Origin of the sequence: Loigolactobacillus jiayinensis, assembly GCF_003946445.1 — a bacterium.
Classification (GTDB): domain Bacteria; phylum Bacillota; class Bacilli; order Lactobacillales; family Lactobacillaceae; genus Loigolactobacillus; species Loigolactobacillus jiayinensis.
The window spans coordinates 13,877-38,210 of sequence record NZ_RHOF01000001.1 but is presented as its reverse complement, the minus strand read 5'-3'; the positions used below and the strand labels follow the sequence as shown (position 1 = coordinate 38,210).

At 41.4% G+C, this 24,334-nt stretch carries 22 protein-coding genes; 5 read left to right on the top strand and 17 right to left on the bottom strand.

The window, feature by feature from the left end; all coding sequences use genetic code 11:
* Positions 1-33 precede the first annotated feature (33 nt).
* The 15 genes from EKM80_RS00175 to EKM80_RS00105 all read right to left on the bottom strand — a co-directional run bounded on the left by EKM80_RS00175 (position 34) and on the right by EKM80_RS00105 (position 17,124).
* On the bottom strand, positions 34-2,160 hold the full coding sequence (locus EKM80_RS00175; RefSeq protein ID WP_125551070.1) for a HelD family protein: 2,127 nt from the start codon (positions 2,158-2,160) through the stop codon (positions 34-36).
* Between the two features lie 163 nt (positions 2,161-2,323).
* Positions 2,324-3,166: an alpha/beta fold hydrolase gene (locus tag EKM80_RS00170; RefSeq protein WP_125551190.1), complete on the bottom strand. Its 843-nt coding sequence runs from the start codon at positions 3,164-3,166 to the stop codon at positions 2,324-2,326.
* The gene (locus tag EKM80_RS00165) at positions 3,166-4,074 is read right to left on the bottom strand and encodes a magnesium transporter CorA family protein (RefSeq protein WP_125551069.1); all 909 of its coding nucleotides are present in this window, start codon (positions 4,072-4,074) and stop codon (positions 3,166-3,168) included. Before EKM80_RS00165 ends, EKM80_RS00170 begins: the two co-directional genes overlap by 1 nt.
* 61 nt (positions 4,075-4,135) lie before the next feature.
* Positions 4,136-4,654, bottom strand: coding sequence for a GNAT family N-acetyltransferase (locus tag EKM80_RS00160; protein WP_125551189.1), 519 nt, complete (start codon positions 4,652-4,654; stop codon positions 4,136-4,138).
* Between the two features lie 52 nt (positions 4,655-4,706).
* Positions 4,707-5,024, bottom strand: coding sequence for a DMT family transporter (locus EKM80_RS00155; protein ID WP_125551068.1), 318 nt, complete (start codon positions 5,022-5,024; stop codon positions 4,707-4,709).
* A 180-nt stretch (positions 5,025-5,204) separates the two neighbouring features.
* Positions 5,205-5,729 carry a MarR family winged helix-turn-helix transcriptional regulator gene (locus EKM80_RS00150; RefSeq protein ID WP_125551067.1) on the bottom strand — a complete coding sequence of 175 codons (525 nt, stop codon included), beginning with the start codon at positions 5,727-5,729 and terminating at the stop codon, positions 5,205-5,207.
* Between the two features lie 379 nt (positions 5,730-6,108).
* Positions 6,109-7,803, bottom strand: a complete 1,695-nt coding sequence (locus tag EKM80_RS00145) for an oleate hydratase (RefSeq protein ID WP_125551066.1) — start codon at positions 7,801-7,803, stop codon at positions 6,109-6,111.
* An 88-nt stretch (positions 7,804-7,891) separates the two neighbouring features.
* Entirely contained in the window at positions 7,892-8,020 is a 129-nt protein-coding gene (locus EKM80_RS00140; RefSeq protein WP_125551065.1) for a methanol dehydrogenase, read from the bottom strand.
* Positions 8,021-8,372: 352 nt separating this feature from the next.
* Positions 8,373-10,718 (bottom strand): alpha-L-rhamnosidase, encoded by a 2,346-nt coding sequence (locus EKM80_RS00135; RefSeq protein ID WP_225418765.1) that lies wholly within the window; start codon positions 10,716-10,718, stop codon positions 8,373-8,375.
* A gap of 224 nt (positions 10,719-10,942) precedes the next feature.
* Positions 10,943-12,160, bottom strand: a complete 1,218-nt coding sequence (locus EKM80_RS00130) for an MFS transporter (protein ID WP_125551064.1) — start codon at positions 12,158-12,160, stop codon at positions 10,943-10,945.
* Positions 12,161-12,418: 258 nt separating this feature from the next.
* Positions 12,419-13,327 (bottom strand): AraC family transcriptional regulator, encoded by a 909-nt coding sequence (locus EKM80_RS00125; protein ID WP_125551063.1) that lies wholly within the window; start codon positions 13,325-13,327, stop codon positions 12,419-12,421.
* A gap of 140 nt (positions 13,328-13,467) precedes the next feature.
* Entirely contained in the window at positions 13,468-13,680 is a 213-nt protein-coding gene (locus EKM80_RS00120) for a hypothetical protein (protein ID WP_225418764.1), read from the bottom strand.
* Between the two features lie 194 nt (positions 13,681-13,874).
* Entirely contained in the window at positions 13,875-14,990 is a 1,116-nt protein-coding gene (locus EKM80_RS00115; protein ID WP_125551061.1) for a 5-methyltetrahydropteroyltriglutamate--homocysteine S-methyltransferase, read from the bottom strand.
* Positions 14,991-15,297: 307 nt separating this feature from the next.
* Positions 15,298-16,701, bottom strand: coding sequence for a DHA2 family efflux MFS transporter permease subunit (locus EKM80_RS00110; RefSeq protein ID WP_125551060.1), 1,404 nt, complete (start codon positions 16,699-16,701; stop codon positions 15,298-15,300).
* A 15-nt stretch (positions 16,702-16,716) separates the two neighbouring features.
* The gene (locus tag EKM80_RS00105; protein WP_125551059.1) at positions 16,717-17,124 is read right to left on the bottom strand and encodes a MarR family winged helix-turn-helix transcriptional regulator; all 408 of its coding nucleotides are present in this window, start codon (positions 17,122-17,124) and stop codon (positions 16,717-16,719) included.
* 120 nt (positions 17,125-17,244) lie between these two features.
* Between EKM80_RS00105 and EKM80_RS00100 the strand changes: the two genes are divergently transcribed.
* On the top strand, positions 17,245-17,655 hold the full coding sequence (locus EKM80_RS00100; protein WP_125551058.1) for a peptide deformylase: 411 nt from the start codon (positions 17,245-17,247) through the stop codon (positions 17,653-17,655).
* Here EKM80_RS00100 and EKM80_RS00095 read toward each other — a convergent pair.
* Positions 17,652-18,305, bottom strand: coding sequence for a Crp/Fnr family transcriptional regulator (locus tag EKM80_RS00095; protein ID WP_125551057.1), 654 nt, complete (start codon positions 18,303-18,305; stop codon positions 17,652-17,654). The two genes, EKM80_RS00100 and EKM80_RS00095, sit on opposite strands and share 4 nt — an antisense overlap.
* A 111-nt stretch (positions 18,306-18,416) precedes the next feature.
* On the opposite strand from EKM80_RS00095, the gene hcp reads away from it, so the two are divergent.
* From hcp to EKM80_RS00075, 4 genes are all read left to right on the top strand, one after another.
* Positions 18,417-19,985, top strand: coding sequence for a hydroxylamine reductase (gene hcp, locus EKM80_RS00090; RefSeq protein WP_225418763.1), 1,569 nt, complete (start codon positions 18,417-18,419; stop codon positions 19,983-19,985).
* A gap of 266 nt (positions 19,986-20,251) precedes the next feature.
* Positions 20,252-21,307: a helix-turn-helix transcriptional regulator gene (locus tag EKM80_RS00085; RefSeq protein WP_125551056.1), complete on the top strand. Its 1,056-nt coding sequence runs from the start codon at positions 20,252-20,254 to the stop codon at positions 21,305-21,307.
* A 337-nt stretch (positions 21,308-21,644) separates the two neighbouring features.
* Complete coding sequence (locus EKM80_RS00080; RefSeq protein ID WP_125551055.1) at positions 21,645-22,337, top strand: N-acetylmannosamine-6-phosphate 2-epimerase; 693 nt, start codon at positions 21,645-21,647, stop codon at positions 22,335-22,337.
* A gap of 72 nt (positions 22,338-22,409) precedes the next feature.
* The gene (locus EKM80_RS00075) at positions 22,410-23,015 is read left to right on the top strand and encodes a GNAT family N-acetyltransferase (protein ID WP_125551054.1); all 606 of its coding nucleotides are present in this window, start codon (positions 22,410-22,412) and stop codon (positions 23,013-23,015) included.
* Positions 23,016-23,048: 33 nt separating this feature from the next.
* Here the strand turns inward: EKM80_RS00075 and asd are convergent, their stop codons facing one another.
* Positions 23,049-24,140: an aspartate-semialdehyde dehydrogenase gene (gene asd / locus EKM80_RS00070; RefSeq protein ID WP_125551053.1), complete on the bottom strand. Its 1,092-nt coding sequence runs from the start codon at positions 24,138-24,140 to the stop codon at positions 23,049-23,051.
* Positions 24,141-24,334: the final 194 nt, after the last annotated feature.

Genomic DNA, 24,334 nt, shown 5'->3' with positions numbered 1-24,334 from the left:
TTCCTACTAACAATGTAGGAACGCTTATTTTGATTATTCAATGGCACTAAAAGCAGCATTCACCATGGGATGTACTGGCCCAGAAGCAAATAACTGTACTGTTTTAGTTGCTCGAGAAATACCGGTGTACAATAATTTATTCAATTGTTTGGCCGTTATCTTAGCCAAATGCTGCTGACTCACATCTAGTAACAATACATGATCAAATTCCAAGCCCTTAGCCAATGTCAATGGTAAAATAACTGTTTCTTTCGCCGTCATACCACTATTTTTGACCAAATCTAACGCTGGTGCTAATGCTTTTAAGCCGGTGTAAATCGGTGCCACATCTGCCGCTAACAACGTCACAATTGCCGTCGAACCTGTTTGTTGCTGCTGTAACGTTTGGGTAAGTTCAGTTAGCATTGCGTTAAAATCAGTTGCCGCATGTAATTCTGGTTGTTGACCATGGCGTTGAACCGAAACAACTTCTAAATTTTGATTCACCGCAAACTCACGAAAAAGGGTCGTTACTTCTTGCGTTGAACGATAACTTTTAGTTAATTCCAATAACTTAGTTGGCTTTTTCTGCTGCTGCAATAATGCGGCTACTTGATCAAAACCTGGCGTTGTAATGGTAAGTGCCTGATTTTCATCACCTAAAAGTGTCATTTTAGCGTGTGGAAATAATTCAGTGATCAACTGTAACTCAGCTAATTGGTAATCCTGCAACTCATCGATCATTAAAAATTTGATCTGCGGATAGTTGAATTTAGTTAATCGTACCAAAATAAAAACTAAATCAGTTAAGCTAGCTGACACTTGCGGTAACAACTGCTGCAACCACTCTGCCCAATCCAGCCATGCAAATTGGTCAATTTTAACCGCTAAATCTGTTAACTGATAACGACGTAATTTACGCGCATACTGAACTAACTGGCGGTCGTTATTCACGCGCAATCGCTGACCAAAAATCTGTTGCTGTTGCGCTGGCGTTAGATTATCTAGCGCTGTCAATACTTGTTCATTTGTGGCCGCAGCATTGATTTTTTGGTCCAACAATTGGCGTAACTTTAATTGTAACGAGCGGAGCCGATCTGCTAGTTTAGCGGTTACCGGTGTTTGTTTGAATAATGCCAAAAGCTGCGCCGCATCAATAAACTCAGATAATGGCTTGAACAAAGTTTTGTTAGGCGTTAAATTAGCCAATGCTGTCGTTAATTCTGACAAATGACTAGTTTGACGTGACCACCCAATAAATTCATTGGTCGGTCCAAGAATCCGTTGCTCCGTCTGCGCCAATAACTGTTGAAAAGTTGCTTGCCATGGATTAGCCTCACCTAGTGTTGGTAGAACCTGCGAGACGTAATCACTGAATAATTCATTAGGTGTCAACAACAAAACATCGCTGGCTTTAACGTTTTGTCGATTGCGGTACAACAAATAAGCGATCCGCTGAATCACCACCGACGTCTTACCGCTACCAGCAACCCCGCGAATAATCAAAGCATCCGTCTGTTCATCGCGAATAATAGCATTCTGTTCTTTTTGAATGGTTGCCGTAATGTCAGTCAAATATTGCTGATGCGTTTGTGCCAAAACTTCGATCAGTAAGGGATCCTCCACCGCCAATTGACTATCAAAATAACCTAATAACTGATCATGGTCAATTTTAAATTGGCGGCGCAAATCGATTGTTGCCGCAATTTTTTGACCATTAGCTACATAGGAACTAGCACCTAATATTTGATCATAGTAAAGGCTCGCAATCGGTGAGCGCCAATCATACACCAAGTCTTCTCCTACCTGCGTCTGATAACCAGTAATACCAATGTAAAATGAGTCAACCACCGTGGGTTCGTCAGCAAAACGGACATTGATCTTACTAAAATAAGCGGCTGGCAGTAACAATTTCAACTGGCGGAGTTTATTTTCCAAAACACTAGCTGAAAAATTAAACTGATCAATCGCTCGGTTCATCGCCTCCAAGGCAGCAAAAGTATCCAAATTATCACTGATATTATCCATATTCAAACTAGCGTCCTGTGCCAAGCTCGTTTTTGCTTGTCGGGCATGCTGTTGATTCTGCCGTTGTAACGTCAGAAAATGTTGTTGTTCTAACGTTAGTTGTTGAAAAACCTGGTTAAGTCGACATTGTTCCTGCACGGCAATTTTATTCAAATAATAGCCTCCCCATTTTGACCATCTCGTTTCGATTGCTAAGCATACCAGCTTTTCTAGTGCAGAAACAGTCTTGTATATCAGATGATTTTGCGCGATAATTAACTTAAGGAAGTTAATACGGCACACAAAAAACAACGGTTGAACAGCAAAATTTTGCTATTCAACCGTTGTTTTTGTAGAAAGTCATTATCCGCTGGAAAATAAATTCTGTGTTGTCTAATTGTAGCCAGTGGCCAGCACCAATCAACGCAGTCACAGTCAATTGCGGTGCATAACGCCTTGAATGGCGCATTTGTGCATAACTCAAATATGGATCTTGCTCGCCAAATAAACCTAGTACCGGTAATTGCACTATACGGCTCGTTGGCGCGCTCCTTTTTTCCCAATAATAGGGATTCAAGTTAGCACGGTACCAATTAAGTGCAGCAGTTAGTCGACCAGGCCGTTTCAAATCCGGCAACCAATGTTGTTTTGCTTCAGGCTGATACCGAGTAAATTTCTGAAAGAGCGCCCAATCATGTTGTGAATACAATTTTTCCGCCAGCCCAGGCACTAAAAAACTAACGGCATACCAACTTTTACGTAGTTGTTCCCAACCGCCGGCTTTAGCGTAAGCGTTGGGATGACCCACGCCTAACGTTACATAAGATACAAATAAGTCAGGATGTGCAATCGCGGCCGCCCAGCCAATGTTAGCGCCCCAATCATGACCGATCAGTCGCACTTTAGTTGTGACTTGCAAGGCCTGCAAAATGCCAACTAGATCAGCCACCATTTCACGACTACGATAAGCCGTCACCGCACGCGGTGCATCAGTTTTGCCAAAACCGCGCTGATCATAGGCAATCACGCGGTAACCGGCTGCCAACAACCGCGGTATTAATTTGCGCCAGACCTGCAGTGAATCTGGAAAGCCGTGTAACAATACAATTGGTGCCCCGCTACCTTCGTCAAAGACGTTAAAATTCAGCTGGTTGACCTTAATTATTTTCGTTGGCTGCATCAAAATTTATGCCTTAGCTTCAATGCCAACAATAACCAAACAATCAAAACAATTGATACCCCAATTGTCAGCAGCCACGCTCCACCTAATTTAGCCAGTGGTAAGTGGACATTCATCCCGTAAAAACCAGTAATGATCGTTGGTACCGCCATCGTTAGCGACCAAATCGTCAAGATTTTCATCGTATCATTCAAATTATTGTTAACGATACTGTCGAACGTATCGCCAATCCGATCAACTACCTGTGTTTCGATGTCGATCATCCACTGGACCTGTTCCGCTTCAATAGTAACGTCCTCTAACACTTCCTGTTTAGCAGGCCCAATCGCCATCCCAAAATGAGTACGCGACAAATGACGCAGTAAATTCAAATTAAACTGGACCGCACTTAAAAAGAAGGTCAGCGTTTGCCGTAAATACGATAAGGCAATCAAATCAGCATTTTTAGCTTCCTTATTCAGCACCTTATCCAGGTGATTACGCCGCTTGGTGATAGCTTTAACGATAGTAATATAACTATCCATCAAGGCAAAAAGGGTCTGCAAAATAAAATGGTCAGCGGCTTCAATCGTCGGATTCTGATGAACTTTACTGAAAATTTCATCGACCCAAGTCAAGCCACTTTCATTAAAGGTAAACAGCGTGTGATCATGAATAATAAAGCTGATGGGCTGCGTAATATAGCGTAATTGCGCCTCATTAATAATATAGGGCACATGCACAATGAATAGCTCATCAGCAGTGTCCGAATCATAGACGTAGTTAGGACTCTCATCTTTATCAGTTACATAAGTGATCATTTCTGCAGTTAGATGGTAGTCTTGCTGCAACTGAATACGCTCATCTGGCGTTAATTTACCGGTGGCGATCCAGCTATAATTGGCATTGGTTACTTTTGAATGAATCATCAGTTAACTTCCTTTATCAGTTCTCTTGCCCATTATATAAGTTAACCGCCAAAACACCAAATTATAATTGCTTGGTCAAAATAAAATCAGTCTGCGGATCAGTCCCCATCACAAAGGAATGCTGGCCGGTACGAACAAAACCTAGCTTGGCATAAAATTGTTGTGCCGCAAAATTGTTTTCCCACACACCTAACCAAATAGCGGTTTTACCTAACTGCTGTGCACTAGTTTCTGCTTGCTTAATCAAGTAGCGGCCCAAGCCATGACGCTTAAACGCCGGCAAAATATAAATACGTTCTACCTCTAAGGTCGCGCCACCCTTGGCTTCGGTTTGTGCGGCATCATGATTAATTTTTAAATAGCCAGCCAGTTGCTGATCAACATAGACAAAATAAAATTGTGATGCTGGCTCAGTTAGCTCTTGTTGTAATTTAGCCGGTGCATAGGCAGCAGTCAAATAAGCGGCTAAATTTTCTGGTGTATTTTGCGCGCCAAATGTATCAGTGAAAGTTGCAATACTAATTTTACGTAAAGTCGGTAGATCAGCTAAAGTTACTTTTTCTAATTGAATGGTGGTCATCATTTATCTCCTTGTATCATAAATCTGTTCTTCTTAATATTCTGTAATCGTACTAGTGTACCGTTATTTTAATCCCAACAATACTGATCAGCAAGAGCCCAACAAAAAGCCACGTCACTAGTGACAGACGATCGCCAAATAAAATGACACCGATAATAATCGTCCCTAGCGCACCAATGCCCGTCCAAATTGGATAAGCCAACGATAGCGGTAACGTTTTGATTGCTTTTGCTAACAACCAAAAACTGAACCCCATACCGATCAACGTATACAACGAATAATCTAATTTTTGAAACCCATGACTTAATTTTAATGTGGTCGCCCAAACGGTTTCAAATAAACCGGCGACGACTAAATAGAGCCAAGCCAAAATAATTCCTCCCTGTTGCCAAAATTTAGCAAAAAAATAAAGCATCGCCACCATTCCGACAACGACCTAACGGAATGATAACCATGCTTGCAACCCGCCCGGCGGCAGGTGATTTATCTAATTTTTTGCTGTAACGCCAGTATAGCACATCAGGTACATTAACAAAATAGTCTAGCTTGTTCAATGTTGTGGGTGCTGATGACGATGTGGACCGTGACCGAAGGGATGCATTTGTGAACGTAGTTGTCTAAATTCAGGATCATCAGGATCTAAATCTGCGAAACCTTGCTGGACTTTTTCCAGTAAATCTTGTAATTCGGTTTGTTCAGCTACAGTTAAATGACTAAAAACTTTTTCCGACATTTTATCACGCATAGCAGTCATATTAGTAACCATTGCCTGGCCACTAACCGTTAAATGCACTGTTGCTACCCGCTTATCAACTTCTGTTGGTTGGCGTTCAATCATACCTGCCTCTTCCAAATGTTTAAGGCTAGCACTAACGGAGCTTGGCCGAATATCCAGTGCTTCAGCAATCTCTGCATTAGTCATACCGTCGTGCTTGCTGATCAGTTGCACTAAGCGCCCAGGGCCACGGTGGCCGGGATGACCAAACTGACCAGGATGATGGCGTGCCATCAGCATTGCTGGCTGATGCGTAACTGTTCGTAATTCATGCATTAACTTTTGTGTTTGTTCAGACATAATAATACCTCCATTTAGTTTATATATAGTTAGTTTTTCTAACTTAAAACTAACATAGTTAGAATATACCCTAACGTCTTATTTGTCGATCAATTTGCTCAGCAAAAAAAGTGTCTGGTACAAGAACGCCCAACAGCAGCTTATCGCCGCTGTTTAACCCACAATGTCCGCCGAAAAAAGAGACTGCACCGCTTTTTCTAAAGTTTGGCTTGGGCAGCGTTAGTGGCAGTTAGAACATAAAATACCGATAAAACAGTCTTCTACCTGTTTTATCGGTATTTTATGTGCATATAACCAAGCTAAACCTGCTGACTAATTAGCACGACAGCCAAGGCTTAGAAAGAACTAATTTTGCTTACGTCACAGCCTCACTTAAAAACTAATCAAACATTTTTTTAGCGGCTTTAGCTAAAGTCTTTAAATCCTTATCATATCGTGGTGTTTTAACCAAATTAGCCATTGGAATTCCAGCAAAATGATACGCCGCAATTTCACCAGACCGAACGGCACTTTGTTCAGTGAAAATCATCTGATAAGGCTGTTCAACAAATTCACCGGTGAATGCTAGGTTCGTTGAATGTTGTGGAATTACTTTTGGCCGATCCGTTTTAGCGCGATTATTGAATAAAGCAGACGCATATGGCATGTAAACTGGAATATTATTGATCACACTATCCATAATCTGTGCTTCCTTATCGCGAATATTGCCAGGACCAGGATCAACCTTAGACAGTTGCCCAATTAGTTCTTGAGTCATTTCTTTACCTGTCATTTCGATGTACGGTTTGTCGACAAACTCGCCACGCCGCCGTGGATACAAGAAGTAGCCCCAAATAACCGTCTCATTAGGCTTTTGCGTCGTGAAATGTGGCTGATGATGAACCACGATCGACATATTGATATCTTTATGGCTTAGCGCCGTAATTGGACTGGTAGAAATAAATGAGTTCAGCGCATTACCTGGTACCTGAGTCGTGATCCGCGTAATTTCATTAAGTAACAAATGATCTTTAGTAGTCAACGTGAAACTGACCCACTCACTAGCATCACGATCGGCAAAGAATTTATCTGGATTACCTAAGTTATAGAACTGTTGGCTAGCTTTCTTCCATAAACTTGCCGCGGCACCATAATCCATATTCTCTGGTGCTGGTGTATCAAAATCACCCATCGTTGCTGAATCAGTGATCGATCCATTTGTGAAGATCACCGCTGTGTCATCGTCGATCGCCACTTGTTCAGTTTCATCAGTCAGCGTATTTTTCATCGTCAAACCAGTGACAGTGATCTCATCTTGCATCGTGGTCGCTTTAAATTGCCAGTCAGTCACTAAACGATTAAGCACAATATTACAGCCTTGATCCTTTAAATAATTAACCAGTGGTAACATAATACTTTCGTATTGATTATACCTTGTCCGATTAACACCAACTAAGTGCTCAATTTGCGTGAATTCATAAATCATTTGATGCATGTAGCGACGTAATTCCTGTGCTGAGCTCTTTGTTCTGAAGGCAAAAGTGGTCTCCCACATGAACCAGAAGTTCGTACCGAAGAAATGAGGATCATCACTGAAGTATTGCGCAATCGTCACATTGTCCAATTTTTCTTCTTCAGAATCCGGCATGGCGATCAACTTAGTTAAAGGAAGTCGATCCTGCATATTCAAGCCTAAATGACTACCATTGATAATACCTTTGCCGCCTTCTAGTAAGCGTGCTTTATCAAAAGTACGGTGTTTAGCGTCAAAATCATAGGTATCCTCGGCAGCTGACATATTTTGTTCAGTTACTGAAGGAATTCGACTTAATAAATCCATTAAATCAACGTAAGTCCGATAATTAAGCATCCGGCCACCACGTGCGACGTAGCCTTTACGATTCTCCATCGGATGATTCTTATTCCAGTATTCGTCAGTCACCGTATCCGTTTGCGCACCATCATTTGAGCCATGATCGTCCAGCGAATAAAAAGTAATCTGATTACCATTCCAGTGACCTTCTTGAATCAAATAAACAGCAGCGGCCATATTTGCTAGGCCGGCACCAATCAAGACAGCTTTGTTTTTACGCATAAATCATTCCTCCAATTGTCGACCAAAATTTATCTAGTCGGCACGTCGATACCAAAATTAATTATCTAAAGCTAAAACTTGCATTAACCTAGTGTGATTCAAACTCATCGTACAAATGTCGATCATCTTCGAAGAATCCAGTCCTTTTAGCAAGATACAAAATACCAGCCGCAAATAACCCGACTGTAACGCCTAGATACACTGACTTTTTATTCATGCTGAGGTCTCCTTCCAAAAAAAAACTGCCAAAATACAAAGTTTAAATATTGCTAGAGGCATCTAAATCATTGTTGGGAAATAGGTTTTCACGTACCTTTAGCTACATCATAACTCTATTATAGATGCTCTAAATAAAAAAGCAACGATTAGGAATTGGACACTTATCCAATACTGTCCAAATGTGTGAAAACACTTTCTATTATAGATGCTAATCATTCTTTGCTAAAATTTATCCTACAAAAAACACGAGACTAAAAAACTGAGCGATAAGACCCAATAAATACTGGGTTCTCACCACTCAGAAAATTGTTGCTAGTTTTGATCAATATTTGTTTACTATAGCTTTAATGCTAATACGTAAATTCATAGGTGCCTGCCCCCACTGTTTGAACAGCCCCCTTAGCGTTTGGTACCTGCACTTTAGCTACGACACCTGTTGGAATCGTCACGGTCAGATGCTGACCATCAGTTTGCTTTATTTGTTTAATTTTAAATTCACCGCTAACTGCTTGATAGGTCAGGTCAAACTCATTAACTACAGCAACCTGTGGCGCAATCGTCACCGTTTGATAACCCGGCGTTGTACTCGTCAAACCAACAACATCCCTTACAAACCAATCCAAAACACAACCCATAGCGTAATGATTAAAGGACAATGTGCCCACTGTTCCATCAGGCTGGATGCCATTCCAAGATTCCCAAATTGTTGTTGCACCTTGTTTAACTTCGTACAACCACGATGGACAATGCTCCTGTAAAAATACTTTCTTGGCCAGTTCAACTTGACCGTTATCAACTAAAACATCCAGCAAGTATGGCACCGACAAAAAGCCAGTATCAAGTAAATCATTATTGGTATGAATTTTTTCAACCAAGCGCTGAACTAATCCAGTTTTCAGCTTAGCTGGCACCAGATCAAAGGCTAATGCTAAGACGTAGCAACCTTGAAAGTCACTAGTTAATTGGTGTGTTGCCGTGATAAAGTGCTTGGCAAAACTTTGCTTGACCTTACTAGCGTAATCTCGATAAATACGGCTATCATCACCTAATACCGCACTAATTTCACCTAATAAATCAGCACTATGCGCTAGAAATGCCGTCGCAACTAAATCTTTTGTTAATTGTGCGGTTTCCATTGGATTACCTGACTTCATCATGACGCTAGGAAACATCCAGTCCCCATAATGAAATTTAGTATCCCAAATATAACGGTCAGAACCAGTTTTGTCCCCAGCGGCACTCGTTTGGGCAAAATTGAACCACCGTTGCATCGCGTTGTAATTATCCTTTAGTACTTGTTGATCGCCAAAGCGCTGATACAACGTCCATGGTACCATGATAATTGCATCACCCCAGCCAGCAGAAGAAACGGAACCAGTAAAATCAGTCGAGTTGAAGAAATCTTTAGGTGCTGGTGAATAGTCAACAATTTCGCCATTATCTTGCTGGTCAGCACGAACGCTTCTTAACCAGCGTTGAATAAACTGATCGGTATCATAGTAAAAAGTTGCTGCCGGAGCAAAGACCTGCATGTCACCAGTCCAACCTATGCGTTCACGCTGAGGACAATCAGTTGGAATCGAAATCATATTCCCGCGCTGGCTCCATTTAATATTTTGCAATAATTGATTAACGCTTGTATTACTAGTCGAAAGCGACCCAGTCGGTGCAAAATCACTATAAAGCGTAACTGCCTGAATGTCGGCCAAATCCAACTTAGTTAACCCTGTGATTCTGACATAACGAAAACCGTGAAACGTAAAGTCTGGTTCTAGTGTCGCTTTTTGCCCATTACCAACAAAAATATCAGTTTGATCTTTATTTCGGCCAACAATATTTTTGAAAAATTTCCCCTGTTGATTCAATGCCTCAGCGTGTTCTAACTTAATTGTTTGTTTCAGTGCTAAGGTTGTGGTTAAACGGACTCGGCCCGCAATTACCTGACCAAAGTCAACAATCAACGCTGCGCCTTCGTTCCATATTTTTCTTGCTGGTAACACTTTCTGTCGACGTACTTGCGGTCCTTCTTGAGGCACTAGACGCGAATAGTCAAAAACGGCCAGTGCAGCCGGTGCTTGTTCTGTCGTTGGCTCCGCACTAAATGATAAATCTTGTTTTTCGCCAATATCAATATCGGCATAACGCCATTTACCAGTTGTGACATTAAAAGTTTCATCTGTGCCCAACTGTAATTCAGTATTATCGGCAAATTCAATATCCAAATCTGCCAGTGCCGCTAATTGATCGCCAAATTGGCCGCTACCACCAGAGACACTGACTCGGCCGGCAAACCAGCCATCCGCAACAACGATCTGTAATCTGTTTTTACCAACCTTTAATAATTCCGTAACTGGATAAGTTTGATACTGTAAAAACTTCGTATACGCTGTATAATCCGGTGTAAAAATAGCATCAGTAACTGCTACACCATTGATTGTTGCTTGATAAATACCTTGTGCTGTAATTGTTAGTGTCGCGTCTCGTAGTGCCTTATCGGGCACGTTAAATTCTTTATAAAAAATAACTGGTGGACGTAATCTTGATTCAACTGGTTCCTGTGCCGGTAATTGGCCACTAAACATTTGTGCTAAGGAAAATTCTGGCTCAGCCTTAACTTTTGCTATATCTGCAGTTATCCATTGTCCGTACCATTTATCGGCACTATTGCGGATAACATGACTAACTAATTTTTGCATGATCAATACTCCTCTACTTCACGATAGTGGATGATTTTTGTTTCAAAAATCTTTGATGTTTCGATCGATGGCCATTTTGATGGCCGCTATCTCGCTCATCAAAAACATGGCTCTACTTCACAATAATAGATGATTTTTTCAAAAATCTTTGATGTTTCGGTCGATGGCCATTTTGATGGCCGCTATCTTCACTCATCAAAAACAAAATACCGCTATTATCTTCATTATACGTTAGCTGCTACAGCTTTATTTGCTGATTTTGTCGCCTGTCCATTTGTCATTACACGTTTACCGATACTGAAGACTAAACAAATCACCGCCATAACAGCGCTTGCAATAATACCTGTAGTAAATGCTGCATTTCCTGCTTGAATGTGCAAAGCACTTAAAATAATTGGTGTAAACGTCCCACCCAACGAATTTAAGAACTGACATAAGGACATCGAAATAGCAATCTCAACTGGTGCAGAAACTACTGAAACATAGAAAGGAATCGTTGCCATAACCATTGCCATCGCAAAGCCCGACAACAAAGCGCCAATAATGACAACAGCTAGATTATTAGCGATACGAATCAGTAAGAAAGTAATCCCTAACGTTATGAACCCGGCCACCAAGATTTTATCCTTAAATAACTTATTGAAATACCGTAAACTAAAGCCAGCAACTAGACCGCCAATTGTGCCAATTGCATTAACAATACCAGTGATGCTGGTACCACCAAGATGTTTGGTCGCTACAATGATTGACAAGTTGGTCGGGTAAATCGTATAGATCATTGACATGAACAAACCAATAAACGATACGATAAAGACGTATTTACTTAAATGCCGTAGTAACAGCCACGCGCTAACCTTCTCTGTTTGCCCTTGCTCAGTTGTTGTATGGGCAACTTTATCCATTGGAATTAGGAACAGCACTAACAAGAAAATAGCGATTGTAATTAAGAAAATATAATAGGTGTTCTGCCAATAATGGCCGCCTAATAAGCCACCACCAAACATCATGATCACCGAACCAAGACTATTGATTGCCGTGCTTTGACCCATAACATCTGCACGTTCTTCTTGTGAAAATAGAATTGAGATCAACATTGTGGTTACTGGTACCGTAAAGCCCAGTCCAATGCCTAAAATCAAAGCACAAACCAGCAATAAATCAAGGTTTGTATGAAAAATCAGTGGTAATAAACCACCAACACCGACTAACACGACACCAATCAACGCCAAAATTTTCTTAGGTATATGAACGGCTAGGATACCGACGACAACTGTTGTTAGAAGAGTCCCCAATGATGGAATCGTCCCTAACATTTGGATCTTGGCTACTGATTCATTGGGAAATGCTGCAATAATAGCACTAAACGCATTTGTAATGACTAAGGCACTCATCGCCAAAATACATAGACTAAGAACACCTACTCTAGTTTTTAAATCTTTCAAAACAAGTCCACCTTTCGTAGTCGAGAAAAACTTTAGATTAAGTATGTGGAATTCAATGGGCTGCAACCACTTTTATTATGTCCATTTAAGCAAACGCTTACAATGCCCCTAATTGATGCTTTTATGTGATTTATTTACCTATAATTTTATGAAATTTTATTTATTTATATCTATAAACACTTCTATATCGGTATTTAGGTTAATCTGAATAAAAAAATACCCGATAAAAAAAAGCAGTTAACAGAAAATGTTGCTCTGCTAACTACTTTGATGTTGTTGGCGATATTCTCCTGGTGTCTGTTTAAAAATAGCCTTGAAACGCCGATGAAAATGGCTATAACTGGCATAACCAACTTCTTGTGCAATCGACTGTACACTTTCATCAGTTGATAGCAGCAATGTTTGTGCCAGTGTCATTCGTGTTTCGGTTAATAACGTTGGTAATGACTTGCCAATATTTTGTTTTAGCGTACGTGACAAGTATGTTGGATTATAATTGAACATCCGCGCAACATCCGTTAATGAGGTTGTCGCAGCGTGCCCTTGAATATAGCGTAAAATTTGTTGTGTCTGTTCATCGATTCCGTGAAAACTGTAGGCTTGACGACTGATCAATTCGGCGAGTAATAACATAACATCAGCGGTAGCACGCGTTTGGGCAATAAAATCATTGTTTTGTGTTGCTTGTAAAATTGCCATCACTAATTGAATGTTATCATTGGCAAATGGGTGCGGAAAATATAAGTAATCTTCGGCGCCGACGCCACGCAAGAACTGACTAACAACATTGTTTGCGACATAGATTGAATGTAATGCCCCAATTGTAAAACAAGTTGGCCGAACGCAAATATTTACTACAATTGCATCTGGATCAACTTCCTGTAATGAATGCCGACTTTGCAAATTCATAATGCAAAAATCACCAGCCGACATGTAAATGGCTTTAGAAGTAGTCGCATTGATGACTTGGCCACGAAAAATATACAAAAATTCGTAAAAATCATGTGTGTGCTTCGGCGTACCCCCAGCCATTTGGTGACTGACTGTAAAAATTGGTTGTGGATTATGAAAGAGTTTAGCAATCTGCATATCTGCCGAAACTTCGCCGGTTTTCCACAATGCTGGGAAATCTTTATCTTTAGTAATGAGATAGTCTTCAATCGCCATTTCTTATCACCCTCCACTTTACACCCCAAAAAATATTACCTTACTCCTGTAATATAGCACAGATCAAGCAGCCTAAAAAAATTAACAAAAAAAGAACTACCGCCAACCCGACGTTAATTCTCCATTACTCACTTTTAAATTTACTCTGCTACCATCGTCGTTAACTGTGCAATGTATGCACGGCGCAAACGCCAACGTTCCCATATTGACAGGCCTGTATAGCTAACTGCGGCACGATATAAGGCATTATTTGCTAATGGCAATTTCAATCGATACTGATGCGCAGCCTTTGCTACTTTTCCCATGATTTGCCGCGGCGCATCAGGATTTTGATACCGTACCCAATAGTCCATTACTGTTGCTTGTGCTAAATTATGAATTTGAAAATCGATAAATGATCAGCCTCCGTTTTCAGAAAAAATAAAAATCAACCTGTCTATTATTAATCTTTCATCCTATTATGTCAATGATTTCAGCTCGTTTTCATTTTCAAAGGTTGTTTTCAATAATAAAAAGCAACCCATCTCTGGATTGCTTTTTGAAATAATTAAGCTTCTGGCCAAACTTTTTTGGCGGTATCACGTACTAATTCTAACTTTGCCCACTGCTCATCTTCAGTTAAATGATTACCTTCTTCAGTCGAGGCAAAACCGCATTGTGGCGATAAGCATAAATCAGCTAACGGTACATACTGGCTAGCATCCTTAAGCCGTTTTTCTAGTAAAGCTTGCTCCTCTAATTCTGGCTTTTTGGAAGTTACCAAACCAAGTACGATTCGCTGATGGCGACCATTAGCAGCAATTTTCGCCAATGGTTCGAACCCGCCAGAGCGTTCGTCATCATACTCCAAGAAGAACCCATCAATGTGCAAGGCTGCTAAATAGTCAGCCACTGGATCATAAGCGCCAGCACCGGCCCAAGTTGACGCATAATTGCCGCGGCAAACATGCATCGTTAAGGTCAGATCAGCTGGTTTAGTGTCCGCAATCGCATTAATGGCTTTTACTGCTGCTTCGCACAACGGCTTTAAATCAGGATTGATCGTCCCTTTTGAGAAGCTAGCCCACATCCCCCATGAGGTGTCATCAATTTGTAAATAACGACAGCCAAGATCATAAAAATGTTGAATACTCTTTTGATAGGCAGTAATTAAATCAGCAAGAAAAGCGTCAAAATCGTGATAATGCTGATCGTAGATTTCGGCAGCTTCATTAGGGAAGAAAACCGATGGACTTGGAATTGTTTGTTTAGCTACTACACTAGCGGGTACCGCAGCCTTAAACTTTTTGAAATCAGTAAAGAAAGGATGATCCGGATTATAAGTTAGTTTATCCGTAATTTTAATGCCGCCTTTGCGCGTTTCCAGGCCATGGAACACAAATCCTTTATCAGGTTCAAAGAAATGAGCACCATTTAAGCCAGCAAAAAAGTCTAAATGCCACCAACTACGGCGAAACTCACCATCAGTAACTGCCTTGAAGCCTAATTCAACTTGCTTATTAATGATCCGTTGTACCTGTTCATCTTCGACCTGATGAAAAGCAGCGGCACTGATTTTATCATGATTAAAGTCGGTTCGTGCCTGTTTTAGGGCTTCTGGTCGCAGTAAACTGCCGACCTCATCATAGCGATAAGGAAATTTATTCTTAGTTGCAACTGTCATTTTAACTCGCTCCTTGTATTCTATTTGAAAACAAAAAAATCCTCGGAAAATAATTTCCAAGGACGATTAATTCGCGTTACCACCTTTATTTTTGCTTAGCTCACACTAAACAACTCAATGAGTACCATGTACTCAGCGCTTTAATGGACGCAACCAATCCAGCTTCATCAATGACTTAGCCGTCTTTCACTCCAAGACCATCTTCAGCACTATTGGTAGCCGCTTGCACTGCCGCGACCTCACTGTTAACCAATTAGTACCTACTCATCTCTTCATTGCTCTGTTTTCATTTAATTTTAATTATATTCTAATGTTCTGTTGCTGACTTGTCAAGCGGCCATAAAATAACTTTACCTAATACCAATAGTTCGATAACCAGTAACGTTAAAAGAAAATAAAAGGCATGCTGTGAGCCAATTGCAGTGGCTACAGTCGTTTTGATTGCAGTATTATTTTGACTTTGACCAATAATTGCAGCAACAACGGCAGTGCCTACAGCACCAGCAAACTGCTGAATCGTGTTAAAAATCGCATTGCCATCAGCATGTTGTGCTGCAGGTAACAACTTTAACCCATTGGTCATGATATTACCATATGCCAATCCAACGCCGGCCATGAAAATTAAATAAAAAGCAATGATCAAACCGTCACTTAAATGGCGGCTGAAAATGCTGAGTAACAACATTGCCACCAACGCCAACGTTGAACCAACTAGCAATGGTTTTTTAGCCCCCAAACGATCCAAGATCCGCCCACTAAATGGCGCAAAAATTGCACCTAGTAATGCGCCAGGTAGCACAACCAAGCCCGCAGCAGTAGCCGAGCTTTGGTTAACTAACTGAATGTAATTCGGCAAAATAAATGATAAGCCTAACGCTGTGATTTGAATTAAAAAGAAACTCAATGCGTGGCCAGCAAAATCGCCATTTCCTAGTACACGTAAATTAATAATTGGTGTCGTTAAGTGTAATGAGCGCCAAACTAAACCAATCAAACTAAGTAAGCCAATGATAAAAGCATCGCCAACGATCCAGCTAAACAACGGCTGGCTGCCCATGTTGCTAAAGCCAATGATCAAACCGGCAAAGGTGACAGCTACTAACAAAACACTCCAAACATCAAAAGAAACTCGCTGTATGTCACTTTTTTGCTGAATACATTTTAGCCCGATAATTAATGAAATGAGCAAGATCGGTAATAAAAAGGCAAAAATATAGCGCCAACCTAATGTTGAAACCACGATTCCACCAAATGTCGGTCCAATTGCGGGTGCAATCGCTGTAATCAACGTTCCAATCCCCATCATAAAGCCAATTTTAGCTAGAGGTACTTGTTCCAAAATAATGTTGAACATCAGCGGCAGCGCAATACCAGTTCCTAAGCCTTGCACCACACGACCCAACAGTAAAACTGGAAATTCCGTGGCAAATGCATCCAAAGCTAATCCGGCAATAAATAGTAGATTAGCCACTAAAAATAGTGTTTTAGTTCGGAATCTCTTTTTCAAAAGTGCTGACAAAGGCACCATAATGGCCACCGTTAATAGATAAATCGTTGTCATCCATTGTACCAATGCTGTACTAACGTGAAATTCACGCATCAGTGTGGGAAAGGTAATGTTCATTGCCGTTTCAACGATCACACCGCAAAACGACATCAACCCAGTTGCTAACACCGCACCTAGTACCCGCGGTGAAATTTTTTCCGTCATTTTAAACCTGCTTTCTTACGCATAATAATGTAATATCTTTTTAAATATTGTTAATTCGGTCACGCTAAATTGATCGCGCAACTTTTGTTCCTGTTGATCAATGTACGTGCGCACAACCGACTCTAAGCCCAATGCCTTATTGGTTAAACTGATCGTTTTTTGCCGCGCATCAGCCGCTGCCACTTGGCGGGTAATCAACTGCTTCTTCTCCATTCGCTGTAAAATCAGTGTAGTCGTTGAACGTTGAATCGCAAATTCCACTTCGATATCGCGTTGTAACACTAGATCAGCCCGATGGCGACTGAGATAATCAATGATCGATAGCTGCACACCAGTTAAATCATATTGTTGAGCAAATTCGTCAAATTGCCGACTCATCTGATTAGCCGCTTGTTTAAGTAAACGGCCAATATTTTCTGACATTTTTTCGCTCCCTTTTGTTTATTTTTTAATCGTTAGCTGGCTAACAATGTATTAGAATAACATCAATTTTTATTGATTGCAACTGGTATAATAGAAACAAATTAACTAAAGGAGCCCCTCATGAACAAACCAATTATGCACGATCCTACTTTTCTCGCCCAACCAGCAGTACCAGCTACCAAGTCAGATGCGGCAGTCATTACTGATTTATTGGACACCTTAAAAGCTAACGCTGACCGCTGCGTTGGCATGGCGGCTAATATGATCGGCGTCAATAAGCGAATCATTGTTTGCCAAATGGGACCACTGGCTGTACCAATGGTCAATCCAGTAATCACCAAAAAAAGTGGTCTGTTCACCGCGGAGGAAGGTTGCTTGTCATTAACTGGTCAGCGCAGCACTAAACGCTACAAAACAATCACCGTCAACTATGCTGATCAAAATTTTCAGACACACACTCAAGAATTCTCTGGCTGGGTGGCCCAAATTATTCAGCATGAAGTCGATCACTGTGCTGGTATTTTGATCTAAAGTAGCGTGAATTGATTTTTATGATAATCGATGACTGTGGCTTGTTTCATTTCACTAAGCGTCGCTGATAAGGCTGAGCGCTCAACACCTAAGAAATCAGCCATTTCCTGTCGGTTATAGGGTAATAAAATAGGATTAGTTTGTTGGCGACGTTGCTCCCAACGCAAATAAGTCAGCACCTTATCCGCAATGCGCCGCTGCCCCAGAATTTCCACTTTCTGATTGAGCAGTAGGCTTTTTTGCGCTAAAATTTGCAATAAATTACTGACGACTTGCTGACCACTAGGTAATTGGGTCAGCAGCAATAAACGTTGTGGCGTAAAAAATAAAATTATCGCCGCCTGACTAGCATCAACCGAAACCGGTAATCCACCAGTAGCTGCGTAAATATAGGCCTCACCAAAAATATCACCAGGCTTAATTGTCGCGACGATCATCCGATTGCCTTGAACATTTTCCTTAACGATCTGCACTTGTCCAGCGCAAACTAAGCCGAATGTCGTCACCTTTTCACCAGCTTGCCAAATCCTTTTACCAGCTGCAAATACTTTTTGTGTCGGTGTAGCTGCTGTTAATAACGGCGCTAATTGGGCCTTAGTGACACCGTTAAACAAAACTGAAGTTAATAAAATCGACGTAAATTGTTGCATAAATTTCCCTCCAAGTTACTTCACTCACCTATTCCGTTGGAAATCCAACCGCTTTTCAACAATAAAAGCGCTATCATTTTAGATAATACTTATGAAATAAGGGTGATCAATATGGTAGTCAAAGAATCAATGTTCTGTTTCCAATGTGAACAAACTATGCAAGGTATTGCCTGTGAACACGGCGGCGTCTGCGGCAAAACAGTCGAAACTGCCAATCTGCAGGACGATGTCATTGGCGCATTAATTGGTTTAGCCAAGGTTGTGCCACCAGAAAATACAACAACGCCGTTAGCAAGGTTAGTTTTGGATGGCTTATTTACCACCTTGACTAACGTTAATTTCGATGATCCGGCAATTCAAGTGATTTTAGATAAAATTGAGGCGGCCGCAGCTGATGTTGAAGTTTACGATATGCAGCAGTTGTGGCATAACGCCGACGATGATATTCGTTCATTGAAAACATTGGTATTGCTTGGGTTAAAAGGAATGGCCGCTTACGCTCATCAAGCGGCTGTGTTGGCTTATACTGATGATACGGTTAATCAATTTTTCCTTAAAGCACTGCGCATGATTGGCGACGATGAAGCGACCCAAGAAGATTTACTCGCATTAACCATGGAAACCGGGCACGTCAACTTTGCTGCAATGAAATTGCTTGATCAGGCCAACACCGAAGTGTACGGCAATCCACGACCAACTGAGGTTCCACTAACGATTGAACCGGGTCCGTTTATCGTCATTTCTGGCCATGATTTATACGATTTGAAGCAGTTGCTAGACCAAACTGCCGGCAAAGGCATCAACGTCTATACTCACGGTGAAATGTTACCCGCTCACGGCTATCCGGCCCTGAAAGCTTATCCGCAATTAAAGGGCAACTTCGGTACCGCGTGGCAAAATCAACAGAAGGAATTCAAAAAACTGCCGGCACCGATTTTATTTACCACTAATTGTATCATGCCTGTTGGGAAAAGCTATCGCGACCGTGTCTACACTACTTCTGTCGTTGGCTATCCTGATATGGTGCACATTGGCGCCGACAAAGATTTCACACCATTGATTGATCAGGCATTAGCCCTCGGCGGCTACACTGAACCACAGGAACTGACTGGTATCAACGGCGGCCACACTGTCACCACTGGTTTTGGCCATGATTTTGTGCTCTCAAAGGCTGATACCGTAATTAAGGCAGTTAAAGATGGTGAACTGCAGCACATCATTCTTGTCGGTGGTTGCGATGGCGCCCGTGTTGGTCGTAATTATTATACCCAATTTGTCGAAGCAGCACCGGAAAACACGTTAATTTTAACCTGTGCTTGCGGTAAATTCCGGTTCAACGATATGAATCTCGGTACAGTTGCCGGCTTACCGCGAATGATGGACATGGGCCAATGTAATGACTCCTACTCTGCTATCAAGGTTGCGCTGGCACTGGCCGATGCTTTTGATTGTGAAGTTAACGATTTGCCTCTCACCTTAGTACTATCTTGGTACGAGCAAAAAGCCGTTAGTGTATTACTGACCTTGCTTGCTCTAGGCATCAAAAATATTCATCTTGGGCCTACCTTACCAGCTTTCGTTTCACCACATGTGCTAGATTACTTGGTGGAAAATTTTGCGTTAACGCCAATCACGACTGCTAAAGCTGATTTAGCCCGAATTTTAACACCACAAATGTAACTCATACTAATAAAATAACCCGCAACTGACTTAATTGCCAATTGCGGGTTATTTCACTGTCTAACCACTTAATGCTCATACTGAAGCGTTGACTCAAATACAATCTCCGCCTAATTGGAGCAGCTTATCAATTGAAACAATCAGCATACACTTGACTAGACAGTATCTGTCCAGCTAAAATATAGTTGTCACAATCAGTATCCTTAGCACCAACCAAAATAGGCAATAAAAAGCCACAGCCACGCTGCAGCAAAAGGAGCATTAACATGGAATATGGACAGGCGTACCGGCAAGTTTACATTTTTCAGCAGTTACTTGATGGCAATATTTTAAATAAACAGCAATTGGCAGATAAGTTTACCGTTGATCCACGAGCGATTCAACGTGATATCAGCGATTTAAATGCTTACTTAACCAATGAAGAAAGCTACTATCAAATCACTTATTCACGTAGTCAAAAAGGCTATGTGCTCAATAGCGACCAACACGAACTCACTAGCAAAGAAGTTTTACTTCTAGTCAAAATTCTACTAGCCAGCCGCGCGTTAAACAATCATGAAACCCAAAGTACCATTAATGGCTTATTAAACTTGATCAAATCCAGTGAGCGCCAATCCGTTAAACCATTAGTCCAAAACGAGCTCACTTTTTATACCCCCTTGGCTCATCAGGAACCACTATTAAATAAAATTTGGCAACTCAGTCAATACATCACCAAGCAACAACAAATTACGATCACATATCGTCGTAATCGTGGTCAAGAAGTTGAGCGGACGATTCTCCCGTTGGCGCTGACCTTTGATCAATATTATTTCTATCTAATTTCCTATAACGATCAATATCAAAGCAATTTGATCTACCGCATCGATCGAGTGTTGAAATTTAGTCCTGCCACTAAAACGATGCGTACCAACGCCAATCGTTTTAATACCAGTGACTTTCGTCAGCGCGTTCAGTTCATGTACGCTGGTAAATTAATGACCATTCGCTTTCAATTCTGGGGCATCGCTGAAGCCGCCCTTGATCGCCTCCCTACCGCTCGTATCACTGATAAAGTAGACGAACATGACGTTGTGCTTAAACACAACTCCTACGGTATCTCCCTAGAAGAGATCAAACAACTAAACGCCCAACAAGACGCCCTTCATGGCCGCAAAAATAGCCCCGATAATGGCAGTGTTATTATTGAGGCTGAAGTCTATGGCACAGGTATTTCAATGTGGTTGCTCAGTCAGGGCGCTAACGTGAAAGTGCTGGGGCCAAGCACTTTTGTCCAAGAGATAAAAATGGAAACACAAAAAATGCTAAATCGCTATAAGTGAACTCAGATTCAGGACTAATTATCGCTGGCCTAGATGGCGCTCATCTAGGCTTTTTTGCGTCCTTTACTGTCGTTCTTAGTCGCATTTACCTTGTTGCTCTGCAATACAAGACGTCTTACCAATAACGAATCGTATCACTTGTTCATGTATTTTTAGTGAGTCAAGATTATGGAGTATGGTATATCTAAGCCACGAATCGCAAATAAATAGTTGCGCAATCTTACCAGCTAATGACCCGCTGTTCAGTTTTTGGATTCGTTTACAAAATAATCACAAACTGTTACGATGCAGCTGTGGCGTATAACGCCATTAATTATTTTAATTGGAGGATATAAAAATGCGAGCAAGCGAATTTATTGCGCTGGTTAAAAACAAGTTGGTTGTTTCTTGCCAGGCTTTACCTGGTGAACCATTATACACAGAAGCTGGTGGCGTAATGCCGTTAATGGCTAAAGCTGCCGTCACCGCAGGAGCAAGCGGAATTCGCGCAAATTCGGTACGCGATATTAAAGAAATTCAAGCAGTGACCACTTTGCCAATCATCGGTATCATTAAGCGGCAGTACTTACCGCAAAGCCCATTTATCACGGCAACACAAAAAGAAGTTGCTGAATTGGTGGCAACTGGTGTGGCTGTTATCGCCTTAGATTGCACTAATCGGCCCCGCCATGATGGTTTAAGCATTACTGAATTTATTCAGCAGATCAAGGCTAAATACCCTGAGCAATTATTCATGGCTGATATTTCCACCTTGGCGGAAGGTGAAGTGGCTCACGCAGCCGGCATTGATTTTGTTGGCACTACCTTAAGCGGTTATACACCTGAAAGTAAGCAACTCACCGGCCCTGATTACAGGCTGATCCATGATTTGGCACACCAAAATATTCCTACGATTGCTGAAGGCAGAATTCATACACCAGAAATGGCTAAAAAAGCACTGACCTGCGGTGCCATCAGTGTCGTTGTCGGTGGTGCCATCACTCGCCCTTCAGAAATCACCAGTCGCTTTGTTGCTGCTTTAACGCAATAAACTAGCTGGCGATCATTAAATCTGTTATCTTAAAACTTCAACCACGATACTTACTCATAAAGGATAATAACTATGGAAATCATTAAGCTAAGTGACGCCACCCGTGACCGACGCCCAGAAGTAAGCCGAATATTTGTGGCTAGTTTCTATGACTGGTTAAAGTTTTTCTCTAAAGATCAAGCTAAATTAACGCGTGCTTTTACGCATATTTTCAATCCGGCCGTTTTTTATGTAGCGATTGCGGACGGCGCTGTTTTAGGCTTTGCGGCCTGTACTGATGACCGTGTGCCTTCAATTAGGTTACAACAATCAAAATTACGCCATCATTTGGGTTGGTTCCGCGGCACAATTGCCTACAAAATTCTGAAAAAAGAATTTGAAGACAAGCCTTACCCATTTAAAATGCAACCAACGATGGGCGCCATTGAGTTTGTAGCAACCGATAGTCAGCACCGTGGTCGTGGTGTTGCAACGCAAATTATCCAATATTTACATGCGCATACCCCTTATCAAACTTATGTGCTAGAAGTTGCAGACACTAATACAAAAGCAATCAGCTTATATGAAAAGTTAGGCTACCAAGTCTTTAAAAAAGTGGCTGAAACGCACCCTAAACAAAGTGGCTTTAACAATTATTTATATATGAAATACACTAAAAAAATGCATGCTACTCGTTAACTCGAATAGCACGCATTTTTAAATTGAGTCTTATTATTTCTTAGTAATATAGCCTTGTGCTTTCAACAATTCTGCACATAAAATGGCCCCACCGGCAGCGCCGCGAGCAGTATTATGTGACAAACCGACAAACTTCCAGTCAAAAATCTTATCCGGACGTAAGCGGCCAATTGAGATCCCCATGCCATGTTCAAAATTCACATCGTAGCGCACTTGTGGCCGGAAATCATCAGTCATATATTGAATGAATTGTTTTGGTGCCGTTGGTAAGTTTAGCTTTTGTGGTTCACCGCTGTAACTTTCCAAGGCAGCAATCAATTCTTCCTTAGTCGGATTTTGTTTGAAGTTCACAAAAGCCGCCGCAGTATGTCCATATAAAACTGGTACCCGCAAACATTGGCTAGTGATCACTGGTGATTCAGCGTTGACGATTTCGTGTTTATCTGCATCGACATGGCCAAAAATCTTCAATGGTTCATCTTCAGACTTAGCTTCTTCGCCGGGAATATATGGAATCACATTACCCACAATCTCAGGGGCATCTTCCAAAGTTTTACCAGCGCCAGAAATAGCTTGGTACGTAGTGGCAACGACTTGCGTTGGTTCAAATTTCTGCCATGCCGCCAACGCTGGCGTATAGCTTTGAATTGAACAATTTGGCTTAACAGCGATGAAACCGCGCTTTGTACCTAAACGTTCACGTTGATATTTGATAATATCGGTGTGGTCAGGGTTGATTTCAGGAACGATCATTGGGACATCTGGTGTCCATCTGTGCGCACTGTTATTCGAAACAACTGGCGTTTCAGTCTTAGCGTAGTCCTCTTCAATTTTACGAATTTCATCCTTAGACATGCTAACAGCTGAGAATACAAAATCGACCTGTGACGCAACCGCCGCAACATCCGCTGCATCTAGCAATACTAAATCCTTCACGTCATCAGGAATTGGCTCTTGCATCTTCCAGCGGCCATTAACAGATTCGGCATAAGTTTTGCCAGCACTGTGCGCACTAGCCGCAACAACCACAACTTCAAACCATGGGTGATCCGCTAGTAATGTTACATAGCGTTGGCCGACCATCCCGGTGGCGCCAATCACACCAACTTTTAATTTATCACTCATCTTAATAACCTCGCTTTTTACGTTTCACTCGCTATAATAGCGTTAAACCACATGAAAAATCAATGATAAAATTCTAATAATTCATTGTAAGTTATTAATAAAGCCGCTTATTTACTGCTATAGCGGGCTTTAAGCACCAACAAAAAATTAGAATTTTTTAAAATTGTCCCGCCAAAATCAGTGCCAACAACAGC